This window comes from Thioalkalivibrio sp. XN8 (genome assembly GCF_011058255.1).
Taxonomy (GTDB): domain Bacteria; phylum Pseudomonadota; class Gammaproteobacteria; order Steroidobacterales; family XN24; genus XN24.
Genome location: NZ_JAALFH010000067.1, coordinates 233,401 through 259,909, shown reverse-complemented (window position 1 = coordinate 259,909; position 26,509 = coordinate 233,401). Strand labels below are relative to the sequence as shown.

The 26,509-nt window shown below is 69.1% G+C and carries 17 protein-coding genes; 6 read left to right on the top strand and 11 right to left on the bottom strand.

Annotation, left to right across the window (positions count from 1 at the left end; translation table 11 throughout):
- Nucleotides 1-85: 85 nt before the first annotated feature.
- Genes G6N75_RS13355 through ppsA form a run of 3 tightly spaced genes read right to left on the bottom strand, consistent with a single transcriptional unit; the run spans nucleotide 86 to nucleotide 6,177 of the window.
- Nucleotides 86-2,755: a cation-transporting P-type ATPase gene (locus G6N75_RS13355; protein ID WP_165348860.1), complete on the bottom strand. Its 2,670-nt coding sequence runs from the start codon at nucleotides 2,753-2,755 to the stop codon at nucleotides 86-88.
- Between the two features lie 6 nt (nucleotides 2,756-2,761).
- Nucleotides 2,762-3,778, bottom strand: a complete 1,017-nt coding sequence (locus G6N75_RS13350) for a hydroxyacid dehydrogenase (RefSeq protein WP_240901134.1) — start codon at nucleotides 3,776-3,778, stop codon at nucleotides 2,762-2,764.
- Complete coding sequence (gene ppsA, locus G6N75_RS13345; protein ID WP_165348859.1) at nucleotides 3,775-6,177, bottom strand: phosphoenolpyruvate synthase; 2,403 nt, start codon at nucleotides 6,175-6,177, stop codon at nucleotides 3,775-3,777. Before ppsA ends, G6N75_RS13350 begins: the two co-directional genes overlap by 4 nt.
- A 148-nt stretch (nucleotides 6,178-6,325) precedes the next feature.
- Here ppsA and G6N75_RS13340 point away from each other — a divergent pair, with 148 nt between their 5' ends.
- Nucleotides 6,326-7,036, top strand: a complete 711-nt coding sequence (locus G6N75_RS13340) for a Crp/Fnr family transcriptional regulator (protein WP_165348858.1) — start codon at nucleotides 6,326-6,328, stop codon at nucleotides 7,034-7,036.
- 30 nt (nucleotides 7,037-7,066) lie between these two features.
- On the opposite strand, the gene G6N75_RS13335 is transcribed toward G6N75_RS13340, so the two are convergent.
- Genes G6N75_RS13335 through G6N75_RS13320 form a run of 4 tightly spaced genes read right to left on the bottom strand, consistent with a single transcriptional unit; the run spans nucleotide 7,067 to nucleotide 12,615 of the window.
- Nucleotides 7,067-9,496, bottom strand: coding sequence for a glycoside hydrolase family 65 protein (locus G6N75_RS13335; protein ID WP_165348857.1), 2,430 nt, complete (start codon nucleotides 9,494-9,496; stop codon nucleotides 7,067-7,069).
- Entirely contained in the window at nucleotides 9,493-11,070 is a 1,578-nt protein-coding gene (gene otsB / locus G6N75_RS13330) for a trehalose-phosphatase (RefSeq protein ID WP_165348856.1), read from the bottom strand. Before otsB ends, G6N75_RS13335 begins: the two co-directional genes overlap by 4 nt.
- Complete coding sequence (locus tag G6N75_RS13325; protein ID WP_165348855.1) at nucleotides 11,067-11,651, bottom strand: superoxide dismutase; 585 nt, start codon at nucleotides 11,649-11,651, stop codon at nucleotides 11,067-11,069. Before G6N75_RS13325 ends, otsB begins: the two co-directional genes overlap by 4 nt.
- Nucleotides 11,652-11,667: 16 nt before the next feature.
- Nucleotides 11,668-12,615, bottom strand: coding sequence for a hexose kinase (locus tag G6N75_RS13320; RefSeq protein ID WP_165348854.1), 948 nt, complete (start codon nucleotides 12,613-12,615; stop codon nucleotides 11,668-11,670).
- 402 nt (nucleotides 12,616-13,017) lie between these two features.
- Here G6N75_RS13320 and G6N75_RS13315 point away from each other — a divergent pair, with 402 nt between their 5' ends.
- From G6N75_RS13315 to G6N75_RS13305, 3 genes are read left to right on the top strand one after another with little or no spacing between them, the layout of a single operon-like run.
- Entirely contained in the window at nucleotides 13,018-15,678 is a 2,661-nt protein-coding gene (locus tag G6N75_RS13315) for an AMP-binding protein (RefSeq protein WP_165348853.1), read from the top strand.
- A gap of 12 nt (nucleotides 15,679-15,690) precedes the next feature.
- The gene (locus G6N75_RS13310) at nucleotides 15,691-16,557 is read left to right on the top strand and encodes an SDR family oxidoreductase (RefSeq protein ID WP_165348852.1); all 867 of its coding nucleotides are present in this window, start codon (nucleotides 15,691-15,693) and stop codon (nucleotides 16,555-16,557) included.
- Nucleotides 16,558-16,576: 19 nt separating this feature from the next.
- Complete coding sequence (locus tag G6N75_RS13305; protein ID WP_165348851.1) at nucleotides 16,577-16,843, top strand: ChaB family protein; 267 nt, start codon at nucleotides 16,577-16,579, stop codon at nucleotides 16,841-16,843.
- A gap of 6 nt (nucleotides 16,844-16,849) precedes the next feature.
- On the opposite strand, the gene G6N75_RS13300 is transcribed toward G6N75_RS13305, so the two are convergent.
- A complete protein-coding gene (locus G6N75_RS13300; protein ID WP_346765544.1) occupies nucleotides 16,850-17,470 on the bottom strand; it encodes a cupin domain-containing protein in 621 nt (206 codons plus the stop codon).
- A 69-nt stretch (nucleotides 17,471-17,539) separates the two neighbouring features.
- Entirely contained in the window at nucleotides 17,540-17,908 is a 369-nt protein-coding gene (locus G6N75_RS13295) for a DoxX family protein (protein ID WP_165348849.1), read from the bottom strand.
- Between the two features lie 150 nt (nucleotides 17,909-18,058).
- Here G6N75_RS13295 and G6N75_RS13290 point away from each other — a divergent pair, with 150 nt between their 5' ends.
- Nucleotides 18,059-19,150: a DUF481 domain-containing protein gene (locus G6N75_RS13290; protein WP_165348848.1), complete on the top strand. Its 1,092-nt coding sequence runs from the start codon at nucleotides 18,059-18,061 to the stop codon at nucleotides 19,148-19,150.
- Here the strand turns inward: G6N75_RS13290 and G6N75_RS13285 are convergent.
- Nucleotides 19,120-21,153 carry a tetratricopeptide repeat-containing sulfotransferase family protein gene (locus tag G6N75_RS13285; RefSeq protein ID WP_165348847.1) on the bottom strand — a complete coding sequence of 678 codons (2,034 nt, stop codon included), beginning with the start codon at nucleotides 21,151-21,153 and terminating at the stop codon, nucleotides 19,120-19,122. The two genes, G6N75_RS13290 and G6N75_RS13285, sit on opposite strands and share 31 nt — an antisense overlap.
- A 372-nt stretch (nucleotides 21,154-21,525) precedes the next feature.
- Between G6N75_RS13285 and G6N75_RS15355 the strand changes: the two genes are divergently transcribed.
- Complete coding sequence (locus G6N75_RS15355) at nucleotides 21,526-24,354, top strand: metallophosphoesterase (protein ID WP_240901133.1); 2,829 nt, start codon at nucleotides 21,526-21,528, stop codon at nucleotides 24,352-24,354.
- Between the two features lie 32 nt (nucleotides 24,355-24,386).
- Here G6N75_RS15355 and G6N75_RS13275 read toward each other — a convergent pair whose 3' ends face one another.
- Nucleotides 24,387-26,450 (bottom strand): hypothetical protein, encoded by a 2,064-nt coding sequence (locus tag G6N75_RS13275; RefSeq protein WP_165348846.1) that lies wholly within the window; start codon nucleotides 26,448-26,450, stop codon nucleotides 24,387-24,389.
- Nucleotides 26,451-26,509 lie beyond the last annotated feature (59 nt).

Sequence of the window (26,509 nt, the reverse complement as noted above, 5' to 3'; positions counted from 1 at the left end):
CTGCTGGCTCCCCTTGCGCCCGCCTATTGCGGGCCGCTTATCCGACCTCGATACCCCTAACGGGTAGACGCCACATTGACCGTTGTCAATGCCGATGCCGCCCGAGGCCGCGCTCCGGGCCGAGCCAGCCCGCCGCCACCAGGGCCTGGCCAACCAGGAGCGGTACCAGGGAGAAACCGAGAATCAGCAGCCAGCCCCGCACCTCCGGCACCCGGGTTCCAAGCACCGTGTTGAGCCCCGGCACCCAGACGGCGGCCAGGAGCAGGACGACCCCGATGCCGATCGCGCCCCATACCACCGGCGAGCGCACGATGGCGTTGCCGATGACCCCGCCGCGCCGGCTGCGCATGTTGAACACATGCCAGAGCCGGGTGAAGCCGAAGCACAGGAAAGACAGGGTCACGGCCTCGCCGGGATCCAGGCCCAGCGGCTCGAGCGCGAACCAGAATGCGGCCAGCACGGTGGCGGCCACGAGCGCGCCCCAGGCTGCGACTGCCGCCCAGTGGCGCCCGGTCATCAGCGGCTCGCCGGCGGCCCGCGGCGGCCGCTCCAGCGCGTCAGGCGTGCCGGGCACCAGCCCGAGGGCGAGGGCCGGCATTACGTCGGAGACGAAATTGATGTACAGGATCTGCAACGGCAGCAGCGGCAGCGGGGCCCCCAGCGCCGCGGCCAGCGACACCGCCATGATCTCCGCCAGGTTTCCCGACAGCAGGTAGACGATGAAGCGGCGGATGTTCACGAAGATGGTCCGGCCGTGCTCGATGGCCGCGACGATGGTGCTGAAGGCATCGTCCAGCAGCACGATGTCGGCGGTCTCCCTTGCGACCTCGGTCCCCCGGCGGCCCATGGCCACGCCGATGTCGGCCTTCTTCAGTGCGGGCGCGTCGTTGACCCCGTCCCCGGTCATGCCGACGATATTGCCGGCGTCCTGGTAGGCATCGACCAGATCCAGCTTCTGCTCCGGGCTGATTCGGGCGAAGACCGCCTGCTCCAGCAGGTTCCCCTGGTCCGCGTCGCCCATCTCTCCCGCCTCCATGGCCGGCGCATCCGCGGCCGCGAGACCGATTTCCGCCGCGATCGCGCGGGCGGTCACCAGGTGGTCTCCGGTCACCATCACCACGCGGATACCGGCCCGCTGGCAGGCCGCGATGGACTCGTAGATGTCCGCCCGCGGCGGGTCATAGAGCCCCGCCAGCGCAACCAGCGTCAGGTCGGCGTACGGCTCCGCCCCTGCCTCGCCGACGGTCTTCTGCGCCAGGGCCAGGACCCGCAGGCCACGTCCCGCCAGCGTATCCGCCCGCTCCGCCCACTCAGACCTGCCCGCGTCATCCAGCCGGGCCTCGCCCTCCCCCTTATGGACCCGGCTGCAATGCTCGAGCACGGCCTCCGGCGCACCCTTCACGGCCACCCGCAAACCGTCGTCCACCCGGTGGTAGGTGGCCATCATCTTCACTTCCGGATCGAAGCTCTCCTCGCGCTCCTCCGGGTGCTGCTCGACCAGCGCCTCGCGCGAGCGATGCAGCGCCTGCGCGGCCGCGAGCAGGGCCACCTCGGTCGGGTCCCCGACCGGCTCGCCCTCCTCGTAGCCGGCATTGGTGCAGAGCGCACCGATCTCGAGCGCCACGCGCGCGGCAGGCAGTTCATCCAGGTCGGCGCGCTCGTCGTCGACGCGGGCCTCCACCCCGTCGTCCCCGGCCGGCTCCAGCTCGATGGTCGTCCCGGCCAGGGCGAGGCAGCGCAGGGTCATGCGGTCCTCGGTGAGCGTGCCGGTCTTGTCGGTCAGGATGACGTTGACGGCGCCGAGCGCCTCGACGGCCGCGAGGCGCTTCACCAGCGCGTTGCGCCGCGCCATGCGCCGCATGCCCTGGGCGAGCGCCAGGGTTGCCACGATGGGCAGCCCCTCGGGCACGGCTGCAATGGCCAGCGCGATCGAGGTCTCGACCATCACCATCAGGTCCTTGCCGGCCGCAATGCCTGCCAGCGCAATCAGCACCGCCACCCCGAGCGTGCCCCAGACCAGCAGGTGACCGAGACGTCCGATCCGCTTCTCCAGGGGGGTGGCCTCGGGCTCGGCAGACTCGACCAGCTCGGAGATCCGCCCGAGCTCCGTGTCGGTCCCGGTGCGGACGACGATCCCGAGGCCGGAGCCGTCGACCACGGCGGTCCCTTTCCAGGCCATGTTGCTCCGGTCACCGATCGCGGTGTCGGCGGCCAGGGTGCCCTCCGCTTCCTTGGCGACGGCTTCGGATTCGCCGGTCAGCGAGGCCTCGTCGCAGCGCAACCGATTGGTCTCGGCGAGCCTGAGATCCGCCGGCACGACGTGGCCGGGCTCCAGCGGGCAGACGTCGCCGGGCACCAGCCGGGCCGCTTCGATCACCTGTTCACTGCCGGCGCGCCGGACGCGCGCCTCCGCCGCGCCCATCCGCCGCAGCGCTTCCATGGAGCGGGTTGCGCGCCACTCCATGGCAAAGCCGATGATGGTGTTCACCACTACCGCAGCGGCGATGGCGATGGCCTCGACTTCACGGCCGAACGCCGCCGCAGCCACGGCCGCCGCCACCAGGAACAGCACCACGGTGCTCTTGAACTGGTCGACCACGATCCGCCACCAGGGCCTGCGCTGGTGGCGCTGCAGGCGGTTCGGTCCGTGCTCCCGCAGCCGGCGCCGGGCCACCTCGGCGCTCAGTCCCTCGTCGAGCGAGCTCTCGAGCTCCGCGAGGACGTCGTCGACCGAGGCGGTCCAGGGCTGGTCCACTGGCCCTCAGTCGCCGACGACGTTTTGCGGTTCGCCGGCCCGGAAAGAGAGCAGGTTGTCTCGCGTGATGTCGAGAATCTGGCTGACCGCTTCGCGGGTATTGAAGGCGCAATGCGGGGTGATCACCACATTGCGCAGATGCAGCAGCACGTGGTTGGCCAGCAGGGTCGAGAGGTCATGCTCCTTGCTGTACACCGACCTGAGCAATTCCGCTTCCTCGTGGATGACCGGCTCTTCCGGCAGCACGTCCAGGCCGGCGCCGGCGAGCCCGCCTTCGCCCAGCGCGCGGACCAGCGCCTGCACCTCGACCACCTCGCCCCTGGCCGCATTGATCAGCACCGCGCCGTCGCGCATCAGGCCGAACTCGCGCTCTCCGATGAGGTGGCGGGTCTCGTCGTTGGCGGGGACATGCAGGGTGACCACGTCGCTGGCCTGCAGCAGGTCCTCGAGCGAGGCGTAGCTGAAGCCCAGTTCGCGGGCCAGCTCCTCGTCCGGGGCGACGTCGTGCGCCACCACCTGCATGCCGAAGCCGCGCGCGATCTTCGCCACGTGGCGACCGATGCGCCCGGTCCCGATAATGCCCATGGTCTTGCCTTCGAGATCGAAGCCGGTCAGCCCGGTCGGGCTGAAGTCGCCCCGGCGGGTCCGGTCGACGGCTTCGATCAGGCGGTGGCTCAGCGCCAGCAACAGCGCGAAAACATGCTCGGCCACCGTGTTGTCGCCGTAGGCGGGAATGTTGCACACCGCGATGTCCTGCTCGGCCGCGAAGTCGCAGTCGATGTGGTCGTAGCCGGTCGAGCGCGTGGTGACGAGCTGCAGCTGCGGCAGCTGCTCGAGCACCTCCCGCTCCAGCTGCGAATAGATGAACACGGACACCGCCTCGGCATCGCGATAGTGCCCGACGTTGTCGCCATCAAGCGGCTCGCGGACGAACTCCAGCTCGAACTGGTCGTCCAGGTCGGCGAAGCTGTCCCGCTCCCACGGCTCCATCTCGAACATCACGACTTTCATCCGCTCGCTCATTCCTGCTCCCGCGTGTCCCGCTGCGCCTCGGCCTCGGCGACGACCCGCTTGACGGCGAGGTAGCTGTCGGGGCTGACGGAAATCGAGTCGATGCCGGCCTCGACCAGGAAACGGGCGAACTCGGGGTCGTCGCTGGGCGCCTGGCCGCACAGCCCGACCGGCCGGCCGCGGGCATGCGCCTGCTCGATCACGCTGGCGATCATCCGCCGGACGGAAAGCTCACTCTCGTCGAACAGGCCGGCCAGGCGTTCGGAGTCACGATCGATGCCCAGCACCAGCTGGGTCAGGTCGTTGCTGCCGATGGAAAAGCCGTCGAAGCGTTGGGCGAAGGCCTCGGCCTCGATGACGTTCGACGGCACCTCGCACATGACATAGACCTCGGTCCCGGTTTCGTCGCCCGTCACGCCCTGTTCCGCGAGAATTTCCAGCACGCGGTCGGCCTCGGCCGGCGTCCGGCAGAAAGGCACCATCACGGTCACGTTGTCGAGGCCGATCTCGTCGCGCAGCATGACCAGCGCCCGGCACTCGAGCTCGAAGCCGGGCCGGTATTCCTCGCTGTAATAGCGGCTGGCGCCCCGCCAGCCCAGCATCGGGTTCGGCTCCTCGGGCTCGAAGGCCTCGCCGCCGACCAGCTGGGCGTACTCGTTGGTCTTGAAGTCGCTCAGGCGCACCACCACGCGCTCCGGGTACTGGCTGGCGGCGATGCGGGCGATCCCGCGGGCCAGCCGGTCGACGAAGAAGCCGGCCTTGTCGTCCCAGCCGGGCGTCAGCTCGTCGATCCGTTCCCGCAGCGACTCGTCCTCCAGCTCGTCGTAGCCGGCGAGCGCCAGCGGATGGATCTTGATGGCGTTGTTGATGATGAACTCCATCCGCGCCAGCCCCACCCCGTCACTCGGCAGCCGCCACCAGCGCAGCGAAGCCGCCGGGTTGGCGAGAATCAGCATCACCAGCGTGTCGGTAGCCGGGATGTCCTCCAGATCCGCCTCCTCGACCTCAATGTCGGCCTCGCCCTGGTAGACGGCGCCCTGGTCACCCTCGGCGCAGGAGACCGTGATCGCCTGGCGGTCCTCCAGTGTGCTGGTGGCATCGCCCGCGCCGACGATGGCCGGCACGCCCAGCTCGCGGCTGACGATGGCCGCATGAGAGGTGCGGCCGCCCCGGTCGGTGACGATGGCCGCGGCGCGGCGCATGATCGGGACCCAGTCCGGGTCGGTCATGGTCGTGACCAGGATGCCGCCCTCGGGGAATGCCTCGCGAGGCACCTGCTCGGTCAGCACCCGCGCTGCCCCGGCCGCCGCGCCGTCCCCGATGGCGAGTCCCGTCAGCAGCTTCTTGCCCGGGTTGCGCACCGAGTAGGTCTTGAGCGAGGCGGCCTGCTGTTGCGACTGCACTGTCTCCGGCCGGGCCTGGACGATCAGCAACTCGCCGGTCTCCCCGTCCTTGGCCCACTCGATATCCATCGGCTGGCCGTAGTGATCCTCGATCGCGATGGCCCAACGCGCCAGCCGGCAGATCTCCTCGTCGTCCAGCACGAAGCGCTGCCGCAGTTCGGGCGGCGTGGCTTCCTGGCGGGTCGGCGAGTCGCCGCCGTCGCTGTAGACCACCCGCTTGCGCTTGCTTCCCAGTTCCTTTTCGATGATCGGGCAGCAGTCCCCGGCGTCCAGCAGCGGCTTGAACACCATGTACTCGTCCGGATCGACCAGGCCCCCGACCACAGCCTCGCCGAGGCCCCACGCCGCATTGATCAGCACCACGTCTTCGAAGCCGGTTTCGGTGTCGATGGAGAACATGACGCCGGCGCCGGCCGTGTCCGCGCGCACCATGAGCTGGACTCCGACCGACAGCGCGACTTTCATGTGCTCGAAGCCGTGCTTCTCGCGATAGGCGATCGCGCGGTCCGTGAACAGCGAGGCGAAGCAGCGGCGGCAGGCCTTGAGCAGGTCCTCCCGGCCGGTGACGTTCAGGAAGCTCTCCTGCTGGCCGGCGAAGCTGGCCTCCGGCAGGTCCTCCGCCGTGGCGCTGCTGCGCACCGCCACCGCCGGGTCCTGCCGGCCGGCGGTCTCGCCCAGCGCCTCGTAGGCCGCACCGATCGCCTCCTCCAGCTCCGGCGGGAACTTCGCCTGGTAGATCATCTGGCGGATCGAGCGGCCGGCGCGATCGAGCGAGATTTCTTCCTGCTTCAGGCTTTCGAGGCGCCCGGCGATGCGCTCCTCGAGCTCGTTGTGCTCGAGGAAGTCCCAGTAGGCGTCGGCGGTAGTGGCAAAGCCCGGCGGCACCCGGATCCCCGCCTCGGCGAGGTTGGCGATCATCTCGCCCAGCGAGGCGTTCTTGCCGCCCACCGAGGCGGTATCGGCGCTTCCCACGGCGTCGAGACTACGGACCAGGGCCGGCGAATTCATGCACTTACCATGCCCGCCCGGGCCTGCCGGGCGCATTGCGGATTCGCAACCGCATTACCCGGCTCCTGCCAGCCGAATACCCCGAAAACGGGATAGCCAGCAGGTGGGGCTCCGGGCCAGTATTTGACTTAATCAGGGAGGAACACAGATGGAAACCAACGCCAGGCGGATCAATCTGCACGACATTGCCCCGCGGCCGCTCCAGGGTGAGCGGGCACTGTTCGGGACCGCCCAGCGGCCCGGCCAGCCCCGGGCCGTCTACCGGCATTATCCTGCCAGCGCCACCCTCTTCCGCCAGGGCGGCGATCACCAGCGCGTCTACCTGGTACGCGACGGCCTGGTTAAACTCGTGCGCCACCTGCCCAACGGCCGCGCCCGGATCGTCGGCCTGTTCGGGCCCGGGACGCTTCTCGGCGCGCCGCCCAACGCCACGCCGGGCGCCACCAATCCGCACAGCGCCCAGTCCGTCGGGCCGGTGGACGCCGAGTACTGGCCGGGACGGCAGCTCAAGCGCCTGCGGGACGAGCGGCCGGAGCGCTACATCGAGCTGCTCGAATGCCTCTACGAGCACCTGAGCCAGGCCGATCTCTGGATCGCCGAATTCTCCACCGGCCGCATCAAGAGCCGGGTAGCCCGCCTGGTCCTGTTCCTGGAACAGCTGGAGCACGATCTCGAGCCGGGCGTGGTCGCGCTGCTGACCTGCCAGGACATGGGCGACATCCTCGGTGTCACGCCGGAAAGCGTCAGCCGGGTCATCGCGGGCCTGAAGCGCACGGGATTGCTGGTACCGGTCGCCGAGGACCGGAAGGAGCATTTCCGCTGCGATCTCGAGCGCCTCCGGGAGCTTGCCTCGACCTGAGGCGGTCGTGGTCCAAGACCTCGGAGCAAGTCAATCCGCGCGCGCGGTGGCGGGCCCGAGTTCGAATTCGCGCCGCTGTCCGGGCGCCAGCGACTCGGTCTCGCCGTCGAAGCCGATCCGGACGGGCGCCGCGTCGCCGGGCTCCGACGCAACGCAAAGCGTCTCCCCGGTGATCGACAGGGTCAGCACCTGCTGGCGGTAATGGATCTGCAGCTCCAGCCGGCGCAGGCGATCCGGCAGGCGCGGGTTCAGCCACAGGACGCCGCCGCGCGTCTCGATCCCGGTGAAACAGCGTTGCATGAGATCGACCGTGCCCGCCATGGCGCCGGCGTGGATCCCCTCCGAGGTCGTGCCGCCCTGGATATCGGCCACATCGCTCTCCAGCGCATCAGAAAACAGCTTCCAGGCGCCTTCCCGGCTGGAACGGGCCAGGACCCAGGAATGCACCACCCGGCTCAGGGTCGACCCGTGCGAAGTCCGGCTCAGGTAGTAGTTGATGTTTCTGGGAATGATCTCCGGGTCGAAGTCGTAACCCAGCCGGTCGAACAGCTGCTCGAGATCCTCCGCCGACAGCAGGTAGAACAGCATCAGCACGTCGGCCTGCTTCGACACCTGGTAGCGGTTCGGCGTGTCGCCTTCCGACTCCAGGATCCGGTCGAGCCGCTGGATGTCCTCGTATTCCTGCCGATAGGCCTCCCAGTCGAACTCCTCGAGTGCCTCGTAGCCCTCGAACTGGCTGATGATGTCGCCGTCATGGAACGGCACGAACATCTTCCTGGTGATGTCGTACCAGCGCTCCACTTCGCTGTCCGAGACCTCGAGCATTTCGCACAACTCGTTCCAGCGCTGCTCGCCCAGCATGTCCGGCAGATCCAGCACGCGCCCCAGCACCCACGCGACCATCAGGTTCGTATAGGCATTGTTGTCGAGCCCGCCGCCGTCCCGGCCCGGGTAGGCATCGTGGTACTCGTCCGGGCCCATCACGCCGCGAATCTCGTAGCGGCCCCGCTCGGGGTTCAGCTCGGCGATACTGCTCCAGAAACGGGCGATCTCCAGCAGCATCTCGGCGCCCACATAGGCGAGGAACTCGCGATCCTGCGTCACTTCGAAGTACTGGAAGACGTTGTAGGCGATCGCCACGTTGACGTGCCGCTGGCGCCGCGAGTGGTCCGGAATCCAGCGGCCCGAGCGCGGATTGAGATGCAGCCGCTGGCTTTCCTCCCGCCCGTCGCTGCCGCTCTGCCACGGATACATTGCGCCGTGATAGCCGGCTTCGCGCGCCGCTCGCCGCGCCTCCTCCAGGCGCCGGTAGCGATACTTGAGCAGCGCCCGGGTGATATTGGGGATGCGCAGGTTCAGGAACGGAAAGATGAACAGTTCGTCCCAGAACACATGACCCCGATACGCTTCGCCGTGCAGGCCCCGCGCGGGCACGCTGACATCGAGGTCCATGGCGGCCGGCCCGCAGGTTTGCAGCAGGTGAAAAACATGAAGGCGCAGGATCCGGAGCGTCCGCTCCTCTTCCGCCTCGTCCCCGAGATCCAGCGAGAAGGAGAACCGGCGCCACAACTGGTCCCACAGCACCGCATGGTCCCGCCGCAGGTCGTCGGGCCGCGGCGCGGCAGCCAGGTTCCGGCGGGCGTCCAGGTCGGGTCGGTACCCCGCCCTGTCCCGGCTGGTGTGCAGGGCGACGGTCTTCTCGATATCCAGCGGCTGGTCCTGCTCGAGGTCCAGCTCGAAGGTCTGCGCGATATAGTCGCTCCGCTCGGTGATCGCCGGAGTCGCGTCCAGGCGCTCGCCGGCGCGGTACAGGCGGGTGGCGGCGACCTCGGCAACCAGGACGCCGGAGTCATTGGTCTTCGCATACAGCGCGACGGTGTCGGGGCCGAGCACCCACCGCTCCAGGGTTTCCAGGTGCCGGCTGTTCAGCTCGCTGTAGCGCTCGACGCCCTCGTTCCGGACCCTTCCGTCCAGGGCGCTGCGCACCCGGATGCGGCCGGACCAGTTCCGGGCGACCAGGCGCGTGCACAGCGCCGCCAGGTGAATCCGGTCGAGGTGCACCAGGCGCCATTGCTCGAGCCGCGTCTCCCGGTCGCCCGCGCCGCGAAAGGTCAGCTCGCGGCGCAGCACGCCCTGCCGCAGGTCCAGCACCTGGCAGTAGTCGAGCAGATCGACCTCGTCGAGGCGGAACCAGTCGCCGTCCTCGATGCAAAAGTCCAGCGGCAGCCAGTTCGGCACGTTGACCAGCGACTCGTTGACCAGCTTGCGGCCGGCGATTTCCGTGGCGAGGCGGTTGTAGAGTCCCGCCACGTAGGTGCCGGGATAATGGTGCTCATCCGCCACCGCCTCCGGCGCCGCGCCGCGGGTGGCGAAATAGCCGTTGCCGGTCGTGCAGAGCGCCTCGCGCAGCCGTTCCTGCGCGGGCTGCCAGTCGGGGTAGACGAGATGCCAGGCGCTCACGCGGCCTCCGCCGCGCGCTCACAGAGCCACTCCAGCAATGCCTTGACCTCGCGCGTACTCGCCACCGTGGCGTGCGCCGCGGTTTCGCCCGGCCCGCGACCGACAGCGATGCCGATGCCGTGCTCATCCAGCACCGCGAAGGCGTCTTCGTCGGTGGTGTCGTCACCCAAATAGACCGGCGCGTAGCAAGAGGGATCGTCGCGCCCGAGCACCTCGAGCAGCCACTCGAGCGCAGCGCCCTTGTCCCAGTCCAGGTCAGGCAGGAACTCGGCGATCTTCTTGCCGCCGCGCCGGCGCAGCTCCCCATGGCTGGCGGCCACTTCGTCCAGCACGGCCTCCACGTGCTCCATGTCCGTGTCGGCGACGAGCCGGAAATGGACCGTGACGGCGAAGCGCTTGTGCTCCACCAGCGTGCCGGAGATGCGCTCGAGACGCCGCTGCAATTCGCCGGCGACCTGCTCCAGGGCCGGTTGCGCCTGCCGCGCCGCGGCCGGCGACTCGCTGCGGCCGTCGGGCAGCCGGATGTCGAAACCATGGCTGCCTGCATAGACGAGGTTGTCCAGCGCGACGAGTTCCCGCACATCGTCGAGGTCGCGGCCGCTGATCACCGCCGTCACGCAGGCGTCGGCGAGCCGGGCCAACACGTTGCGCATGTCCGTGGACAGCAGCGCGTCCTCGGGGCGATCGACAATGGGTGTCAGCGTACCGTCGTAGTCCAGGAACACGGCCGGGGCCCGGTCCGCCAGCCGCTCGGTCAGCACGTCCAGGGCAGCCTCGGGTGGCTCGGCCCCGCCGGCGGCTGCAGCCCCGCCGCGGAAGCCGAGTTCGGCCAGGTCGTCGACCACCCGATGGGCGCCATGCTCGCGCAGCGCCGCCGACTGCTCGGCGCCGCCCCGGTTCAGACCGATGACCAGACCGAAGCCCGCCGCCCGGGCCGCCTCGACGCCGGCACCCGAGTCCTCCACGGCAGCGCTGTGCGCGGGACGGATATGAAGCTCGCGCGCGGCCTCCGCGAAAATGTCCGGGGCCGGCTTGCCGGTCAGCCCCCGGCTCGCGATATCACGTCCGTCCACCTTGGTGTCGAACAGCTCGAGCAGACCCGCCGCAGCCAGTACCGGCACGCAATTGCGGCTCGAGGACACCACTGCGGTCCGCAGGCCCTCTCCGCGCAGGCCCTCGATGAACCGGACCGATGATTCGTAGGTCTGCACGCCGCCATTCTCGAGGAGCTCCAGGAAGAGCTCGTTCTTCCGGTTGGCGATGCCGCAGACGGTCTCGGCTCCCGGCTCGTCGTCTTCGCTGCCACGCGGGATGCTGATGTCGCGCGACTCGAGGAAACTGGCGGCGCCGTCGTAGCGCGGCTTGCCGTCGACATAGCGGTAGTACTCGGGATCGATCTCGAAGGGACGGTGGCTGTCACCGTTGTTGCCCGCCCGTTGCTGCAGGAATTCGTCGAAGGCGCGCTTCCAGGCCTCGGCATGCAGCTCCGCGGTGCGCGTCAGCACGCCGTCCAGGTCGAAAACGAAGCCGTCGAGTTCCCGGGGATCGAGGGCGTTGTCGGTCCGCTCGCTCACGCCGCCAGTCGTGAAGTGACGAAATCCCAGTTGACCAGGTTCCAGAACGCGTCGAGATAGCTGCCGCGGTCATTACGGTAGTCGATGTAATACGCGTGTTCCCACACGTCACACGTCAACAGCGGGATGCGGCCCCACATCAGGGGATTTTCGGCGTTCGGCAACGGCTCGATCGAGACGACCCCTTCGCCGGCGTCGATCAGCCATACCCAACCGGAACCGAACAGCGCCCTGCCGACGTCCGAGAACTCCTGTTTGAAGGCATCGAAGGAGCCGTAGCTCGACTCGATGGCGTCGGCCAGGGCTCCGCCGGGCTTGCCGCCGCCGTCCGGCGCCATGCACTTCCAGTAGAAGTCGTGATTCCAGGCCTGGGCAGCGTTGTTGCGGAGCTTGCCTTCGCCGGCCGAGGCCACGATTTCTTCCAGCGTCCGGTCCCCGAACTCCGTGCCCGCGATGAGTTCGTTCAGCGTCTCGACGTATTTCCGGTGATGTCTGCCCCAGTGGTACTCCAGCGTCTCGGCCGAGATGTGGGGTTCCAGCGCGTCCTTCGGCCAGGGCAGGTCGGGCAGTTCATGTTTCATCAGTTCTTCCTCAGGTTCAGTTGGCTTGCAAGTCGGCTTCCCGCGTCTGCTCCAGGATCTCCCGGTACCTGTCGACCTCGAACAGCTCGGTGCCGGGCGTAGTCACCGCGGCCGCGGCGCCGGCCACGCCGGCGCGCAGTGCTTCACGCGGCGTGCCCCCGGCTGCCAGCTGGTGAATACAGGCCGCAACGAAACTGTCGCCGGCGCCGACCGGGCTTACCGTTTCCGTCCGCGGCGGCCGCATGTATACCTGCCCCTCTGCGGTCGTCATCAGCGCGCCCCGCTCGGCCAGGGTCACGATCAGGATTTCCAGCGGATAACGATCCAGGACCGCGCGCGACAGCTCCGCGGCATGCCTCGCGTCGGCCGGTTCCTCGCCGGCCAGCTCGGCGAACTCGCGGACGTTGGGCTTGATCAGGAACACCGCTTCGGCCAGCGCCGCGCGCAGGGGGCCGCCATGGCTGTCGAGGACGAAGCGGATGTCCAGGTCCCGGGCCACGCGGGCGAGCCTGGCGTAGAAGTCGTCGGCGCCCCCGGGCGGCAGGCTGCCGCTTGCGACCAGGTAGGCAGGCGTCGGCTTGCGGCCGGCGACGGCCTGGAGCGCCTGCTCCAGCTCGCCGTCAGTCAGTTCGGGACCGGGCAGGACCAGGTGATAGAGCTCGCCTGCCTCCCGGACCTCCAGGGAGATGCCCTCCCGTACCCGGTTAGCGATGGGGAGGCGCCGGCAGGGGACGCCCTCCTGGCCGAGCAAGGTCTCGAGCAGCCCGCCGTAAACCTCGTCCCCATTGAACAGCGCGCAGACCTCGCCCCCGAGCTTGTGGATGCCGCGGGCGACATTGATGCCGCCGCCGCCGGGCTCCCGGCGCACGCTGTCGCTGCGCAACTTGGCGTCCGGGACCAGTCGATCGATGCTCAGGCCGACGTCGATGGTCGGGTTCATTGTCAGGGTGACTACGTTGTCCAAGGCCCTGCTCCACGGTTGCCGCCAAGGGTAAGCGGCTGCGACGCGCCGCAGCATTGCGTTCGATCAAGCCGACGGATCTTTCCACGTCGTCGTCGTCGGATAAACAGCGCCGGTGCCGGCTGGTTGGTGGCCGGCGGCGCAGCCTGCCTCGTAGCGGCCGTCGTTACGGGGAGCCAGGGCTGCTAGCCCGGGTGTGACTGGCCTGCCACGAGCGCGAGCACCGCGCCGCCGCCCATTGAGAAAATCCGTTCGTGGCAGCAGTCTCCGGGCCGGGCCCTCGGGATGCATTGCGCAACGTCAATGCCGGCCGCCGGATACCCGCCTGATCATCAATGGCACCATTGCCGCCTGCTCAACCGACCCGGAGAGGCTGGCTCGCCAACAGCTGACACCAGAGCCGACATGAACGACGCGCTGCCGTTGGAGCGAATCTTCGCAACTCTCGGGCGTCGTGACCGGGAGCCCGCCCTCATCGAACTCGACGAGGAAGAGGCGCATGCTCTCTCCTGCCGGCGCCTCGCGGCGCGCGCCGAAAGCGTTGCCCGCGGCCTCCCGCTCAACGACCTTGGCAGCGAGCGGCGCATCGCCCTCCTCGCGCCGCCCGGAACGGCCTGGATCGAGCTGTTCCTCGGCCTGCTGCGGGCCGGGGTGACCGTAGTGCCGCTGGATACCCAGCTCGAAGCGGAATACCTGGTCACGATCCTCACCGACGCCGGCATTCGATATGTCGTCGCCGACGCGCCCCGCCGCCGGCTGCTCGACGAACTCGATTACGACGGCACGGTACTTGGTCTCCTGGACGACGATGCCGACGAAACCTGGCAGCGTTGGCTCAAGGACGAAGGCGAACTGCCGGCCATGCCGGGTCCGGACGATGTCGCCGTGCTTCTCTATACCTCGGGCACCACCGGACCGCCCAAGGGCGTGCCGCTCCGGCACCGCCACCTCGGTTACCAGGTCGAAGCGGTGGACGAGGCGGGGCTCGTGCAGCCGGATGACCGCATGCTCCAGCCCCTGCCGCTGCACCACGTCTATCCGCTGGTGATCGGCGTCATGCTGCCCCTGGCCCTCGGCGTGCCCATCGTCCTGCCGGCGGCCCTGACCGGCCCGGGTCTCGTTCGGGCTATCCGCGCACAGGACGTGACCATTGTGCTTGGTGTGCCCGGCCTCTACGCGGCGCTGCTGGCCGGCGTGGACCGACGGATCGACGCCCTGCCCGCTCCCGGCCGGGCCCTCGCCCGCGGCATGCTGCGCGCAAGCACGGCCCTGCGCGCGGCCACCGGCCTCAATGCGGGCCGCTGGCTGCTGCGTCCCTTGCACCAACGTATCGGGCCCCGCCTGCGCATGCTGGCCTCCGGCGGCTCACCGCTGGATCCCGCCGTGGCCCGGCGCCTCGGAGGCATCGGCTGGGACGTGGCCATCGGCTACGGACTGACCGAGACCGCGCCGCTCCTGACCATCAAGCTCCCGGGCGATGGCAGCGCGGACTCGGTGGGCCGGGTCGTGCCGGGCACGGAATTGCGCATCGACCGCAGCGTGGAATCCGACGGCAACGAGGAAGCCGGCGAGATCCTCGCGCGCGGCCCCGGGGTTTTCGACGGCTACCTCGACCGGGACGAAGAAACGCAAGAGGCCTTTGCCGCAGAAGGCTGGTTCAGGACCGGCGATCTCGGCTGGCTGGATGACGACGGCTTCCTGCACGTGCTCGGGCGCAAGAGCACCATGCTGGTCACAGCTTCCGGCGAGAACATCCGCACCGAGGCCCTGGAGGAGGCTTATGCCGCGCATCCGCAGATCGCCGAGATCGGCATCCTCAAGGACGACGATCGCCTGGTGGCGGTGATCCACCCGGCGCCGGAGGCCCTGCGTGACGACGCCGACTCGCTGGAGGATACGATCAGCGCCGCCGTCGGTGAATGCTCGGAGAAGCTGCCGTCCCACCAGCGCATCGATGGGTTCCGGATCACCCGCGAGCCGCTGGACCGCACCCGGCTCGACAAGATTCGTCGCGGCAAGCTGGAGGAACGCTACGAGTCGCTCGGCGCCGAGGAGGCGGAGTCCGAGCCGGAGCCCATGGCCATCGAGGACATGGCGCCCGAAGACCGCGAGCTCCTGGCCAACGACCGGGCCCGGCAGGCCTGGGAGCTGATCGGCCGGCGCTTTCCTGGCGCCAGGGTGCGCCCGGACACCAGCTTCCGGCTCGCGCTGGGGCTCGACTCGCTCGGCTGGCTGGACCTCAGCACGGACATCATGCGGGCCACCGGCGTCGAACTGCGGGAAGACGATATCGCCGGCATCGACACCGTCCGGGACCTGCTCGAGGTCGTCGCCGGCGAGGAGCCGTCGCCCGAGCAGCTGCAGGACCCTCTCGAAGATCCCGAGGCCAGGCTGAGCGAGGACCAGAAAACCTGGCTCGAGCCGCGTTCATGGGCCAGCGCAGCGGCCACGAATGCCCTGTACCGGCTCAACAGCGGGCTCATGCAAGTCGTATTTCGCGTCCGGCGCGAAGGCTCGCCGCCCGCCGGCCGCGAGCCGCTGGTCATCACGCCGAACCACGCCAGCCTGCTGGACCCCTTTGCGCTGGCGGCGGCCCTGCCGCCTGATCGCCGGCGGGAGCTGTTCTGGGGCGGCCTGGCGGGCTGGGCCTATCGCAACCGCGTGTTCACCGTCTTCAGCCGCCTCGGCCGGGTGATCCCCATCGACCCGGAACGAAGCATGGTGTCGGAACTGGCTTTCGCCAAGGCCGTACTCGACCGGGGCCGGAGCCTGGTGTGGTTTCCCGAGGGCCAGCGCTCGACAGACGGGCGACTGGGCCCGCTGCGGCCAGGCATCGGCGTCCTGCTGGAGAACTCGCCGAATGTGCGCGTACTGCCGGTCTGGATCGAAGGCGCGTTCGACGCCTTGCCGGTCGGGCGGCTGGTGCCGCGGCCGCACCGGATCACTGTCCATCTCGGCGAGCATCGCAGCGCGCGCCAACTAGAGGCCCAGGGCGAGGGCGACAACCAGCGCCAGCGACTGCTCGACGGCCTGCGCCGCGAGCTCGAGGCCCTGCATCCATCCTGACCCGGAGCCATTATGAACAAGCGACCCGAGCCCCCGTTCCCGCCGCAGCCGATCTCGCCGCCCGGCCTGGAAGCTCGCATGGAGCCGAAACCGCGCTACCAGGCCCCCGCCTACAGGCCGGCCGGCAAGCTCGCGGGCATGAAAGCGCTGATCACCGGCGGCGACTCGGGCATCGGCCGCGCGGTGGCCGTGCTGTTCGCCCGCGAGGGGGCGGATGTCGCCATCATCTACCTGCCGGAAGAGGAAGCCGACGCCGAAACCACTCGGGCCGCCGTTCACCAGGAAGGCCGGACCGCCCTGCTGGTCCCCGGCGACGTGTCGGACGCGGGGTTTTGCCGGGCAGCGGTGGCGCAAGTCGTCGCAGCGCTCGGCGGGCTCGACATCCTGGTCAACAACGCCGCCTTCCAGAAGCATCGCCGGAACATCGAAGACATCTCGCTGGAACAGTGGGACCGCACTTTCCGCACCAACATCGACGGCTATTTTTTCATGGCGCGCTACGCGCTCGCCCATCTCGGCCGCGGCGGCGCGATCATCAACACCGGCTCGATCACGGGCCTGGAAGGGAGCCCCGGCCTGCTCGACTACGCCGCCACCAAGGGCGCGATCCATGCCTTCACCAAGTCGCTGGCGCGCAACCTGGTGGAGCGTGGGATACGGGTCAACTGCGTGGCTCCGGGGCCCGTCTGGACGCCGCTGAATCCCGCCGAGCGCCCCGCCGAGGAGGTCGAGGACTTCGGCGCCGGCACGCCGCGCGGCCGGCCGGCCCAGCCGGAGGAGATCGCGCCCGCCTACGTCTTCTTGGCCAGCAACGCGGATTCCGGCTTCATCAGCGGCGAGGTGCTGCCCATCCTCGGCGGCGACACCGTCGCCGGCTGAGGCATGCTAGGGTCATAGCATGTTCAAATCGATCGAACAGTTGCCGCCGACGATTCGTGCCGAGCTGCCGACCGAGGCGCAGGAGTTGTACCGCGCCCGTTACAACCGCGTGGTCGAGAAGGCCACCATGGCCAAGGCGCGGAGCGAGGAAGACGTCGCCGCAGAGGCCCACCAGGCCGCGATGCTCAGGGTGGAAGAGGAGTTCCGCCGCGATGCGGAGGGCCGGTGGCAGCGCAGGCCGATCGGCGAGGAGATGGAGGACACGGGACCGGACGACGGCCGCTGAACCGAGCTAGGCCGGCAGGTGCCCGACCTTCACGTAGATCGTACAGCCCTCGCGGGTAAAGGGGCGGTGCCGGCTCAACGACGGCGAACGCAGCCAGCTGCCGGCGGGATACGAGCCGTGCTCGTCTTCGAAGGTCCCCGCCAGGACCAGGATTTCCTCGCCGCCGTAGTGCGTGTGCGGCTGGAATATCGTGCCGGGCGCCCAGCGCACCAGGGCCACGTGCTCGGTGCCGAATTCATGCAGCGGCATGACTTCGAGCCCCTCGACCAGCCCCGGCAACCACTGGCCCGCGCGGGTGTCGACGACCTTGCGTTGCAGGTCCCCCGCGTCGAACTGGAGCAGCTTCACGAACAGGGTGCAGCCCGGTTCGCTCCAAGGCGCATGGGAGGATCCCGGCGGATCGCGGACGTAGGTCCCGGCCGGGTAGACCCCCAGCTCGTCGGCGAACGTCCCTTCCAGCACCAGGAACTCCTCACCCCCGCCATGGGTGTGCGTGGAGAAACTCGAACCCGGCGCATAGCGCACAATGCTGGTGGCCCGCGCGACCTCGCCGCCCTCGCGATCGAGCATGAGCCGCTCCACGCCGGGGAGCGGCGAGGGCACGAAGTACTCGTCACCCGGTCGCACCACTGCCCGCTCTCGATAATCCGCCCTGATTCTCAAAGTTATTATTTTTCTATATCTTACGTAACTTAATTAAACCTGACTATAAAGCTCGGGCAGGCTACGCCCGATCCGCAACCCGGCCCAGGCCCGCCACGCCGCAAGCAGCAGAATGGTCGTGGCCACGACGAGCATACCCCACTCGGCATGCACCACGTGGGTGGCGACCGCGCCCAGCATGAAGGCGGCCAGTCCGCCGGCGACGGGCGCCGTCAGCCGAGGCACCAGCAGCAGGACCGCGCCGCCCACCTCGATGACGCCGACCAGGTACATGAACCACAGCGGGTAGCCCCACCGGGTGAAGGCCTCGATCTCGAACTGCAGCCCAATCAGCTTGGCGCCGCCGGATGCAAAGAAAACCAGTACAAGTAGCGTTGTCGCCAGTCGTAACGCCAGTGCCATGTCGAATACTCCTCGGTACGCGTGTGGATCTCCCGGGGATGACGCCGGAAGACGCCCGAAGATTGCATTCCAGGCAGCTGCGGATCGTGCCACAGGCTGCTTTCTGCTACGCTCCTGCACCGCCCTTGACCGTCACAGAGACTGTAGCCGATGCCCGCATGGATCTGGCGACATGCCATCGTGCTGTCCACCTTCGTCGGCCTCACCTTGTGCGCAGCTGGCCCGGCCCCGGCCCAGCTCAACTGGCCGGACGCCTCGCCTGTACCCGCAGACTACGACTGGGTGCGCCTGCCCTCGGACGAGTGGCTCAAGGGCCAGGTCAAGGCGATGTACAAAAACGAACTCGAATTCGACAGCGACGAGCTCGGCGTCGTCATGCTCGACTGGAGGGACATCAAGGAGCTTCGGACGGCCGAGATCCTCCAGGTGCGGGCTAACGGTAACCGGATCGCGACCGGTCAGGTAGTGCTGCAGGACGGCGAGCTGACCATCCTGGCCACCGGCACGACCATCGCCCAGGGCGAGATCATCAGCATCACGGCCGGGGAACCGAAGGAAATCAATTTCTGGGCGGCCAGGCTGTCCGCCGGCGCCACCGTGCGTGAAGGCAACTCGGACCAGCGGGACTTCTACGCCCGGGCGAGCGCGACGCGGCGCACGGTCAAGAACCGGGTGCGGCTCGACTACCTGGCCAACTATGCCCAGACCAACGATGTCGAGATCACCAACAACCACCGGGCGACGTTCTCCTGGGACCGCTTCCTCACCGACCGGTTCTTCCTCCGACCGGTGTTCGGCGAGTACTTCCGCGATCCGTTCCAGAACGTCGCCCACCGGGTCTGGGTGGGCTCGGGCTTCGGCTGGCAGCTCATCGACACCGGCGACGAGTCCTGGGACGTGTTTACCGGTCCCGCCTACCAGGCCACCCGGTTTGACGAAGTGGAGTTCGGGGAGGACGATTCGGTGGGCAGCGCCGCCCTGGTGCTCGGCACCTTCTACGAGCGCGAGCTGACCGACTGGATCGACTTCAAGTACGAGTACGGCTTCCAGCTCACCAGCTCGGACGCGGGCAAGTACAATCACCACATGATGGGCGGCCTGCAAATCGAGCTGACGGACAGCCTGGATCTCGATTTCTCGGTAATCTGGGACCGGATCCAGGAACCGCAGCGCGATGCTGACGGCGTGCAGCCCGAGCGGGACGACTGGCGCTACGTGGTCGGGCTGGGCTGGGAGTTCTGAGCGAGGTCGTAGCCGTAGTGCTCGGCAAAGGGCCGCAGCACTTCGAGGCAGGGTTCGAGCCGCGCGTAATAATTTCGCCAGCGCCCCGCCGAGCGTCGGTGAATCGGCTCGGCGACCTGCTGGTAGCTGGCGGTGCGCACCGGCGTCCTGCCGGCCAGCCGGGCGGCTGCGTCGAACATGGCGGGCACCGGCTCGATCCCGAGGAAGGCGCAGACCGAGGCCATTTCCGCCTGCGGGTCCGTGACCAGGTCCTCGTAGCGCGTGTACTGAAGGCGCAGCGGCAGCAGTGCCTCCAGCCGGCGCCACAGGCCCATGGCCCGGGCGTAGGCCGCAGCGCTGCTCTCCACCGAATCGAGGTGGATCGACGCCTCGTTGACGGCAAAGGCCTGCATGAAGTTGCTCAGCACCACGTCGCAGGGGTGACGCAGCGCGAACAGGATGCGGGCCTCCGGGAACAAGCGGCTGACCAGCCCCGCGTGCATGAAGCGCAGCGGCAGCTTGTCCACCACGAGGCCCGCGCTGCGAGCGCCGAGGTAGCGTTCAGTCTCGGCCCGGTACCGCCGGCGCAACTCGGACAGCCGCGGCCCGTCGAGGGTGTCCAGCGCTTCCGGATAGCCGGGTTCGCCGGCGCGCAAGGTATCGATCACCCGCTCCAGCGTCGGCTGCTCATCAATCGAGACAACTTCGGGGTGGGCATTCAGCATGGTCTCGAGCAGGGTCGTACCGGAGCGCTGGAACCCGACGAGGAAGCACAGGTCCGCGCCGCTGTCGTCCACGGGATCGCCGTCTTGCGGCCGCGCGCCTGGCGCGCCGCGGTCTGCCCAGCGCTCCAGCCGCTCGCACTCCCGGCCGAAGGCCCGGGGATCGACCTCACGCCGCCGGATATTGCGCGCCAGTAACTCGTTGCCCTGGCGATACGCCTCAAAGGCTTCGTCATAGCGACCGGCCCGGTCGAGCGCGATCCCCACCTCGAAGCGTTCCTGCTGGCGCAGCCGCGCCGGCAACGGCCGCTCACCGAGCTGCTGCAAGAGTTCGAGCGCCTCGTCGAGCCGGCCCTCCCGGCGCCTGAGCCGGGCGAGTTCCAGCAGCGCGGCCGGATTATCGGGATCGATCTCGAGCGCCCGCCCCAGCGCCGCGGCCGTCTCGTCGAGCCGGCCCGCCTTCTCGTGGATGCCGGCCAGCTCGACCCAGGCCTCGACTTCCATAGGGTTCAGGGTGACGGCCCGTTCCAGGGCCTGCTGCGCCTTCGCCGGCTCGTGGCACTCGTGCAGCAGGATCCCGAGATAGCACCAGGCCAGGGGATTGTTCTCATCCAGCTGAATGGCGCGCTCGAAGTACTGCCGCGCCTGGTCGAGCTGTCCCTTGAGGTGCAGGGCCAGCCCCGCGTTGACCAGCGCCTCCTGGTTGTGCGGATCGCGCTTCAGGACCGACTGCAGGCAGAACAGGCCCTCGTCGATATGATCGATCAGCAGCAGCGAGATACCGAGGTTCAGCTCGGCGCCGACGAAGCCGGGCGCCAGCTCCACGGCGCGCCGGTACGCCCTGACGGCCTCCCCCCTGGCCCCGGTCGCGCGCAGGACCAGGCCGAGGTTGGCCCACGCCTCGGGGTAGTTCTCCTCCAGCTCGACGGCCTTGCGCAATACCGACACCGCCTGCAGGGACTGCCCGGAATTGTGCAGCGCCCGCGCACGATGATTGTAGCCGGCGGCGAGACGCGGATCGATCTCGATGGCGATGCCGGCCTCGAACAGCGCGCGCTGCGGGTCGCCCTGCAGCAGGGCGATCGCCGAGCGGCTCACCGCCGCCTCCGCGTCCTGCCCGGCGGCGAGCTGCCGGCTGACCGCCATGGCCTGTTCCCGCAGCCGCTCGCCCAGGCAGAGCTCGCGCAGCCGGGCGGCGCAGGCCCGGTCCGCCTCGTGGGCCTGCAGCAATGCCATGGCCTCGGCGCTGCGGCCGGCCGCGATCAGCTGCCTGGCATCATCCAGGATGGGATTCGAAGACATCGTCGCCATCGTGTGTCACGCAAAGCCGCGCATTCTGGTCGATCGGCCATGCTATTGGAAGCCTCGCCACCGGGCCTCAAGGCCCCGGGGGCGGGACCGCAACCGGCGGCCTGGCGATCATCCTGTTGTAACAATAGCGCAGTATTTTAAGGTGTTTTGCAGCAATACAGCGTGGTGCCCATGAAAGCTTCGACACTCGTGCTGGCGGTTGCGGGCCTCGCCTGTCTCGCGGCCTGCGCCGACCGGCCCGAAGCTCCAGCGCCGATGGCGACCGCACCCGATGTCGGTCCTGCCCCTGCCCCTGCCCCTGCCTACCGGGTTCGCGCCGGACGCGAGGCGCCACTGAACGCCGACACGGGATGGTCGGCCGGCTTGTCGGAGACTGCGACCGTCCGGGCCGATGACCCCTTCCGGCTCCGTTTCGAGGCGGCGCCGCCGGACGGCCTCGACGAGGATTGCGTGCGCCTCCAGTATCGCCGCAATGGCGGCCCCTGGACAGCGGTCGAGGCCCATGACTTCCCCTACCCCCTGCGCGAACTCGAACTCGAGTTCGCGTTGCGCGCCGACGGCCGGCTGCCGCCGGGCTGGCGGGCCGCCTCGCTGGAGGAGCCGCTGCTGGCCCTGTACCCGGCACCGTGGAACGTCGAGGACGCCTTCGCCTTCGCGGCCGAGTACCGGCTCGACCCCGCCGGTCCCGGGAACGCGAGCCTCGTGTTCGGCTACGCAGATCCCGACCATCACTGGCGCCTGACCCTCGACGCCGAGGCCGGGCGCGTCCGGGTCGTGCGGGTCGTGGGCGGCACCGCGCAGCTGGTCGCCGAGCAACCGGCCGCCGTGCGCGCCGGGGCATGGCAGCAGGCCGAGGTGAAGCTCGAAGAGGGCCTGCTCGAGATCAACTTCAACGACGACGCGGTGGAATTCAGCCTGCCGGCACCATCGAGCCTGCCGGCGCGGGAGTTCGGCTTCCTGCTCCCGGCGCCCGGCGCCGCCGAGTTCCGCTCCTTCGTCATCGAAGGCGAGCCGCGTTCGCCGCGGGTCAGTGTCGTGGCCGCCGGCACCTACGAGGACGGGGCGCCGACGGCGGACCTGCTGGCGGGCATCGCGGCGCCGCATGGCGGCGGCAGCGGCGTCAGCCTCGCCGCATGTGCGCCCCTGTCACTGGCTGCCGGGGCGCACGCCGAGCTGGAATGGCCCCTGGTCATCCGCCGCTTCGCCGACGGCGCCGTGACCAATGAGCCCGGCGACGTGTTCGAGTTTCGCCTGGCGGACAGCGCCGGCCGGGCCGTGGCGGGCACGCCGATTTCCATCGTGACCCTGGATGTGCCGGCGGGGCATCTCGGCGGCACCTTCGTCGAGACGCCCGGGCGGGTCGGGCCCTGGCGCACCGCCAACGGCGACCTGTACTTCATCATGGAGCCGGCCGAGAGCGACAACCTCTTCATGATGGTGAAATCGACCGACGGCGGCCGCAGCTGGCAGGAAGTCGACGGCGCGAACCGACCGGCCACCGGCGACCTGGAGGCGGTGGACGCCAGACTGGTCGGCGACACCATCCATATCCTGCACCAGGTGACGGAAGCGACCTTCTACCATGCCTTCCGCACCTCGGGTCACGCGGACGCGCCGGATACCTGGGCAGTCACGGACGAGCCGGCCACGAGTGTCACGGCGCGGGCGCAGATGGCGACGCTGGTAGTGCGGCCGGACGGCACGATGGTCGCCCTCCACCTGGGCGACACCATCGGCTACAGCATTCGCTCGACCGCTGGCGAGTGGAGCCCGGAAGTCGTGCTCGATCACGACGGCCTGGAGACTGCGGGACCACAAGCCGTCCTGGGCGCCGGGGGCATCGTGCATCTCGCCTATTACGGCCTGGACGGGACGATCTGGCATCGCCGCCTGCTGCCCGACGACACGCTGACCGAGGCGCAGCTGCTCGATGACGGTGCCGCGGTGGGGGAGGATCATTTCGGAGCGGTGCTCCCACTCGTCTACCGGCCGGAAAACGACACGCTCGTGGTGCTGTATCGACGTGCCGATGGCCGGCTCTACGAACGCCGGATCACGGGCACCTCGCCCGCCTCCCCTGCCACCTTGGTCGCCGCTCTCCCGGTGGTGCAGCACGCCGTCGACTCGCAGCAGGCAGGCGCGGATGCGGCCGGCTGGGACGGCGGGATCGTGGTCGCGTTCATCGACCAGGTGGACCGCTCCGTCTACACGACCGTGAACCGGGGCGACGGATGGCAGGCGCCGGCACTGCAGGTCGAGGGCATTCGGGGCGCCTGGGTGCGCGGCAATGTCTACCGGCGGGACGACGGCGCCCTGGTGTACGGCTACGTCTACGATGCCGGCAGCGAGGGCGGCGCCGGGATGAACCGGTACGCCGAGCTGGTGCTGGAACCTGCCGGCGAACCCGTGGTGTTGCGCTTTGCGGTCCTGGGCGACGCCGAGCCCAAGCCGGAGCCCGAATTCCCCAACCTGGCGGCGGCCGTGAGCGACGTGAACGCGCTGGCGGCCGATGGGAGGCTGGACTTCGTGGTGGGGGTCGGCGACATCGCGCACAAGGGAACCCTGGTCCAGTACGAGAATGCCGCGGCGGTGCTCGAGCAACTCGAGCTGCCCTTCTATCCGATCATGGGCAACGAGGAGCACGACAGCACCACGGAACGTTTTCTCGAGTTCGCCAACCGCTGGAACAACGGCCAGGCCGAAATCCCGGGGCCGCGCTACACGCGGGACCTGGGGCCCCTGGTCATGGTGCACGCCTCGCCGGACCATGGGCGAGACTTCAACGACGAGGGCGTAGCCTGGGTCCTGGCGCAGGTGCGCGCCGCGTACCCGAGGCCGGTGTTCCTGGTGGTGCACGGCGCCCAGGCGGGCGTCTACCCGGAAAACCCGGACAAGGGCGTTGCCAACCCGGCCTTCGCCGAGGTCGTGGCCCAGCCCAACCTGGCGGCGGTGATCTCCGGCGACCTCCACATGGACATGGACCGCGTCGAGCACTCCAAGCAGCTGGGCCGTGTGCATTACCTGCACATTCCGGCCCTGGAGCGTACCAAGATTCCGGACGCCACCCAGCACACGCCGATGTTCCGGGTCTTCACGGTGACCGCGAGCGGCGAGGTGCTGGTGGATACCTACCAGGCCGGCCGGCCGCGTCCGCTGGACCGTCACGCCTACCGTTTTTCGCTCAGTCCGTAGCGTCCGTGCGGCGCTGCCGTAGCGTTCCGGCGCTACGGCGCCTCGATCGCGCCGATATCACCCAGCACCCCGGCCGGCCGCGGCGTGCCGAGCTGGTCGCTCGCCGCCAGTTCCGCGGCCAGGCGCTGCTGCCGCGCCAGCAGCAGCGTGATGCCTGGGTTTTCGGCCAGCTGTCCGGTCGAGAACAGCTGGTCCCAGGCGCCATCGCCGATGGTTTCCGGACCCATCCCCGGCACCTGCGCCTCGAGCAGTGCGGCATCGAGCCGGTGCCAGAACTCGATGTAGGGGTAGTTGTACAGTTCCCGCGGCCAGGTCACCGCCGGGCCGAACCAGTGGGTATCGGCCAGCGTGAGAATGGGATCACCCTCCGGGTCCAGGTAGGGCTGCAGTCCCGGGGTCGCCGGGTCGAGGTCGACCCCGGCGAGAAAGTCCTCGAACGCCGTCGTGAAGCCGCCTGCGAAGCCGGGCAGCCCGAAGTTCAGTTCGATCCGGGCCAGCAGGATGGCCAGGAAGTTGTCCACGGCCCCGGGCGCCACCGAGTACTCGCCGACGATCTCGTCCAGCACGTAGCGGCCGGTCGGGACCTGGTCCACGGCCAGGTTCCAGGGCTGGTAGTGCAGCACCGCGAAATCGCCGGTATCCACCCCGACCGAGCGGATGAAGCTGGAGCGGGCCACGCCGGAAGGCCGTTCGACCACGTCGTCCAGCGTGACGCCGTCGGCGTCGCCGACTTGCGGGTAGTGCTTGCGTGACAGGGAGGCCCAGGTCGGCTCGCCGACGGGTACCAGCATCTGGCTGAAATCGATCACGCCGATGCGGTTGTAGCCCAGGCTGCGGAAGTAGAAAGCCGACCCGGTGAAGACGTCGTGGGGATAGCTGGCGCCGCCGATCTCGTGCACGGTATTGCCGACGATGATCGAGTGGCCGATGAAAATATCCTCGATGCCGTGGGCGTTGCCGATGGTGGCCGCCACGCCGCCGGCGAGGTTCCGCTTGCCGAGGTCGTCCGTGCGGGCGACGCCGTAGACCTCGTTCTCCACGATGGTCATGCCCTCGAGCGCCAGGTAGCCGTTGGAGACGTAGACCCCGCCCCCGCGCCAGTAGCCGGTGGCGAGCACGAAGGGCGGCAGCCCCGGCGCCGGCTCGACCAGGTTCTGCGCCACGGTGGTGTTGCGCACGTGCAACAGGTTGCGCTCGCCGATCCCGCCACCATCGGAGTAGATACCGCCGCCATAGGTAAAGAGACCGCTGATGCGGTTGCCGGTGACCGCCGACGCCTCGATCAGCGACGTGTCCGAGGCCGCCTCCCGGCCGCCGACCGAGAACACGCCGCCGCCGGCCGCGCCGCCGCCGAGCACCGAGTTCCCGCTCACCACGCAGCGCTCCATCTCCACGATATCGGCATACACGCCGCCGCCGAATGCGCCCCGGTCCCGCGAGGGATCGAAATCGCCCTGCACGTGGTTGTCGTAGATCCGGCAGTCGCTGAGCCGCGCCCGGCCCCACACGGCCACGCCGCCGCCCCGGGCCAGCGTCCAGGGCTGGTCGTCGGGGTTGCCGGTCGCAATGTCCTCCGCAATGTTCACGCCGCCGGTAATCGACACCTTGCGCAGCGTGAGGTCGCCGTAGACCGCCAGCACGCGTGCGGGATCCTGCATCCCGCCCGTCCAGGCGATGGTGATCCCCGACGGCAGGTTCGAGGCGTCGATGATGACGTGCTTGCGCGCGTAGAGGGCGGAGCGGCCGTAATCCCGCTCGAAATAGCCGACGAGGTAGGAGACCGGGCCGCTCGGCTCGTCCCGGATGCCCATCACTTCGCCCTTCAGGACGGTGTGTTCCTCGCCGACGATGGTGAGTTCGATGGTGCCCCCGTCCAGCGCGGGATCGAAGCGGATGGTGGCGCCGCTGACGGCATCCGCCAGCGCAGAGCGCAGCGTCACCGCCCCGGGCGGGGCCGTGTCATCGTCGAGCAGGGTGTCGACCAGGTAAGTCGATGACGAGCCATCCCCGCCCCCGCCGTCGCCACAGGCGGCCAGCATGGCTGCGGCCATGGCCAGTCCCGCGACGGCGGCCCAGGTGATAACGTGCTGTTGCATGGGCATGGTCGAGCCTCTCGACTGGGCAACGATCTCTTTCATCGTCATAGAACAAGATG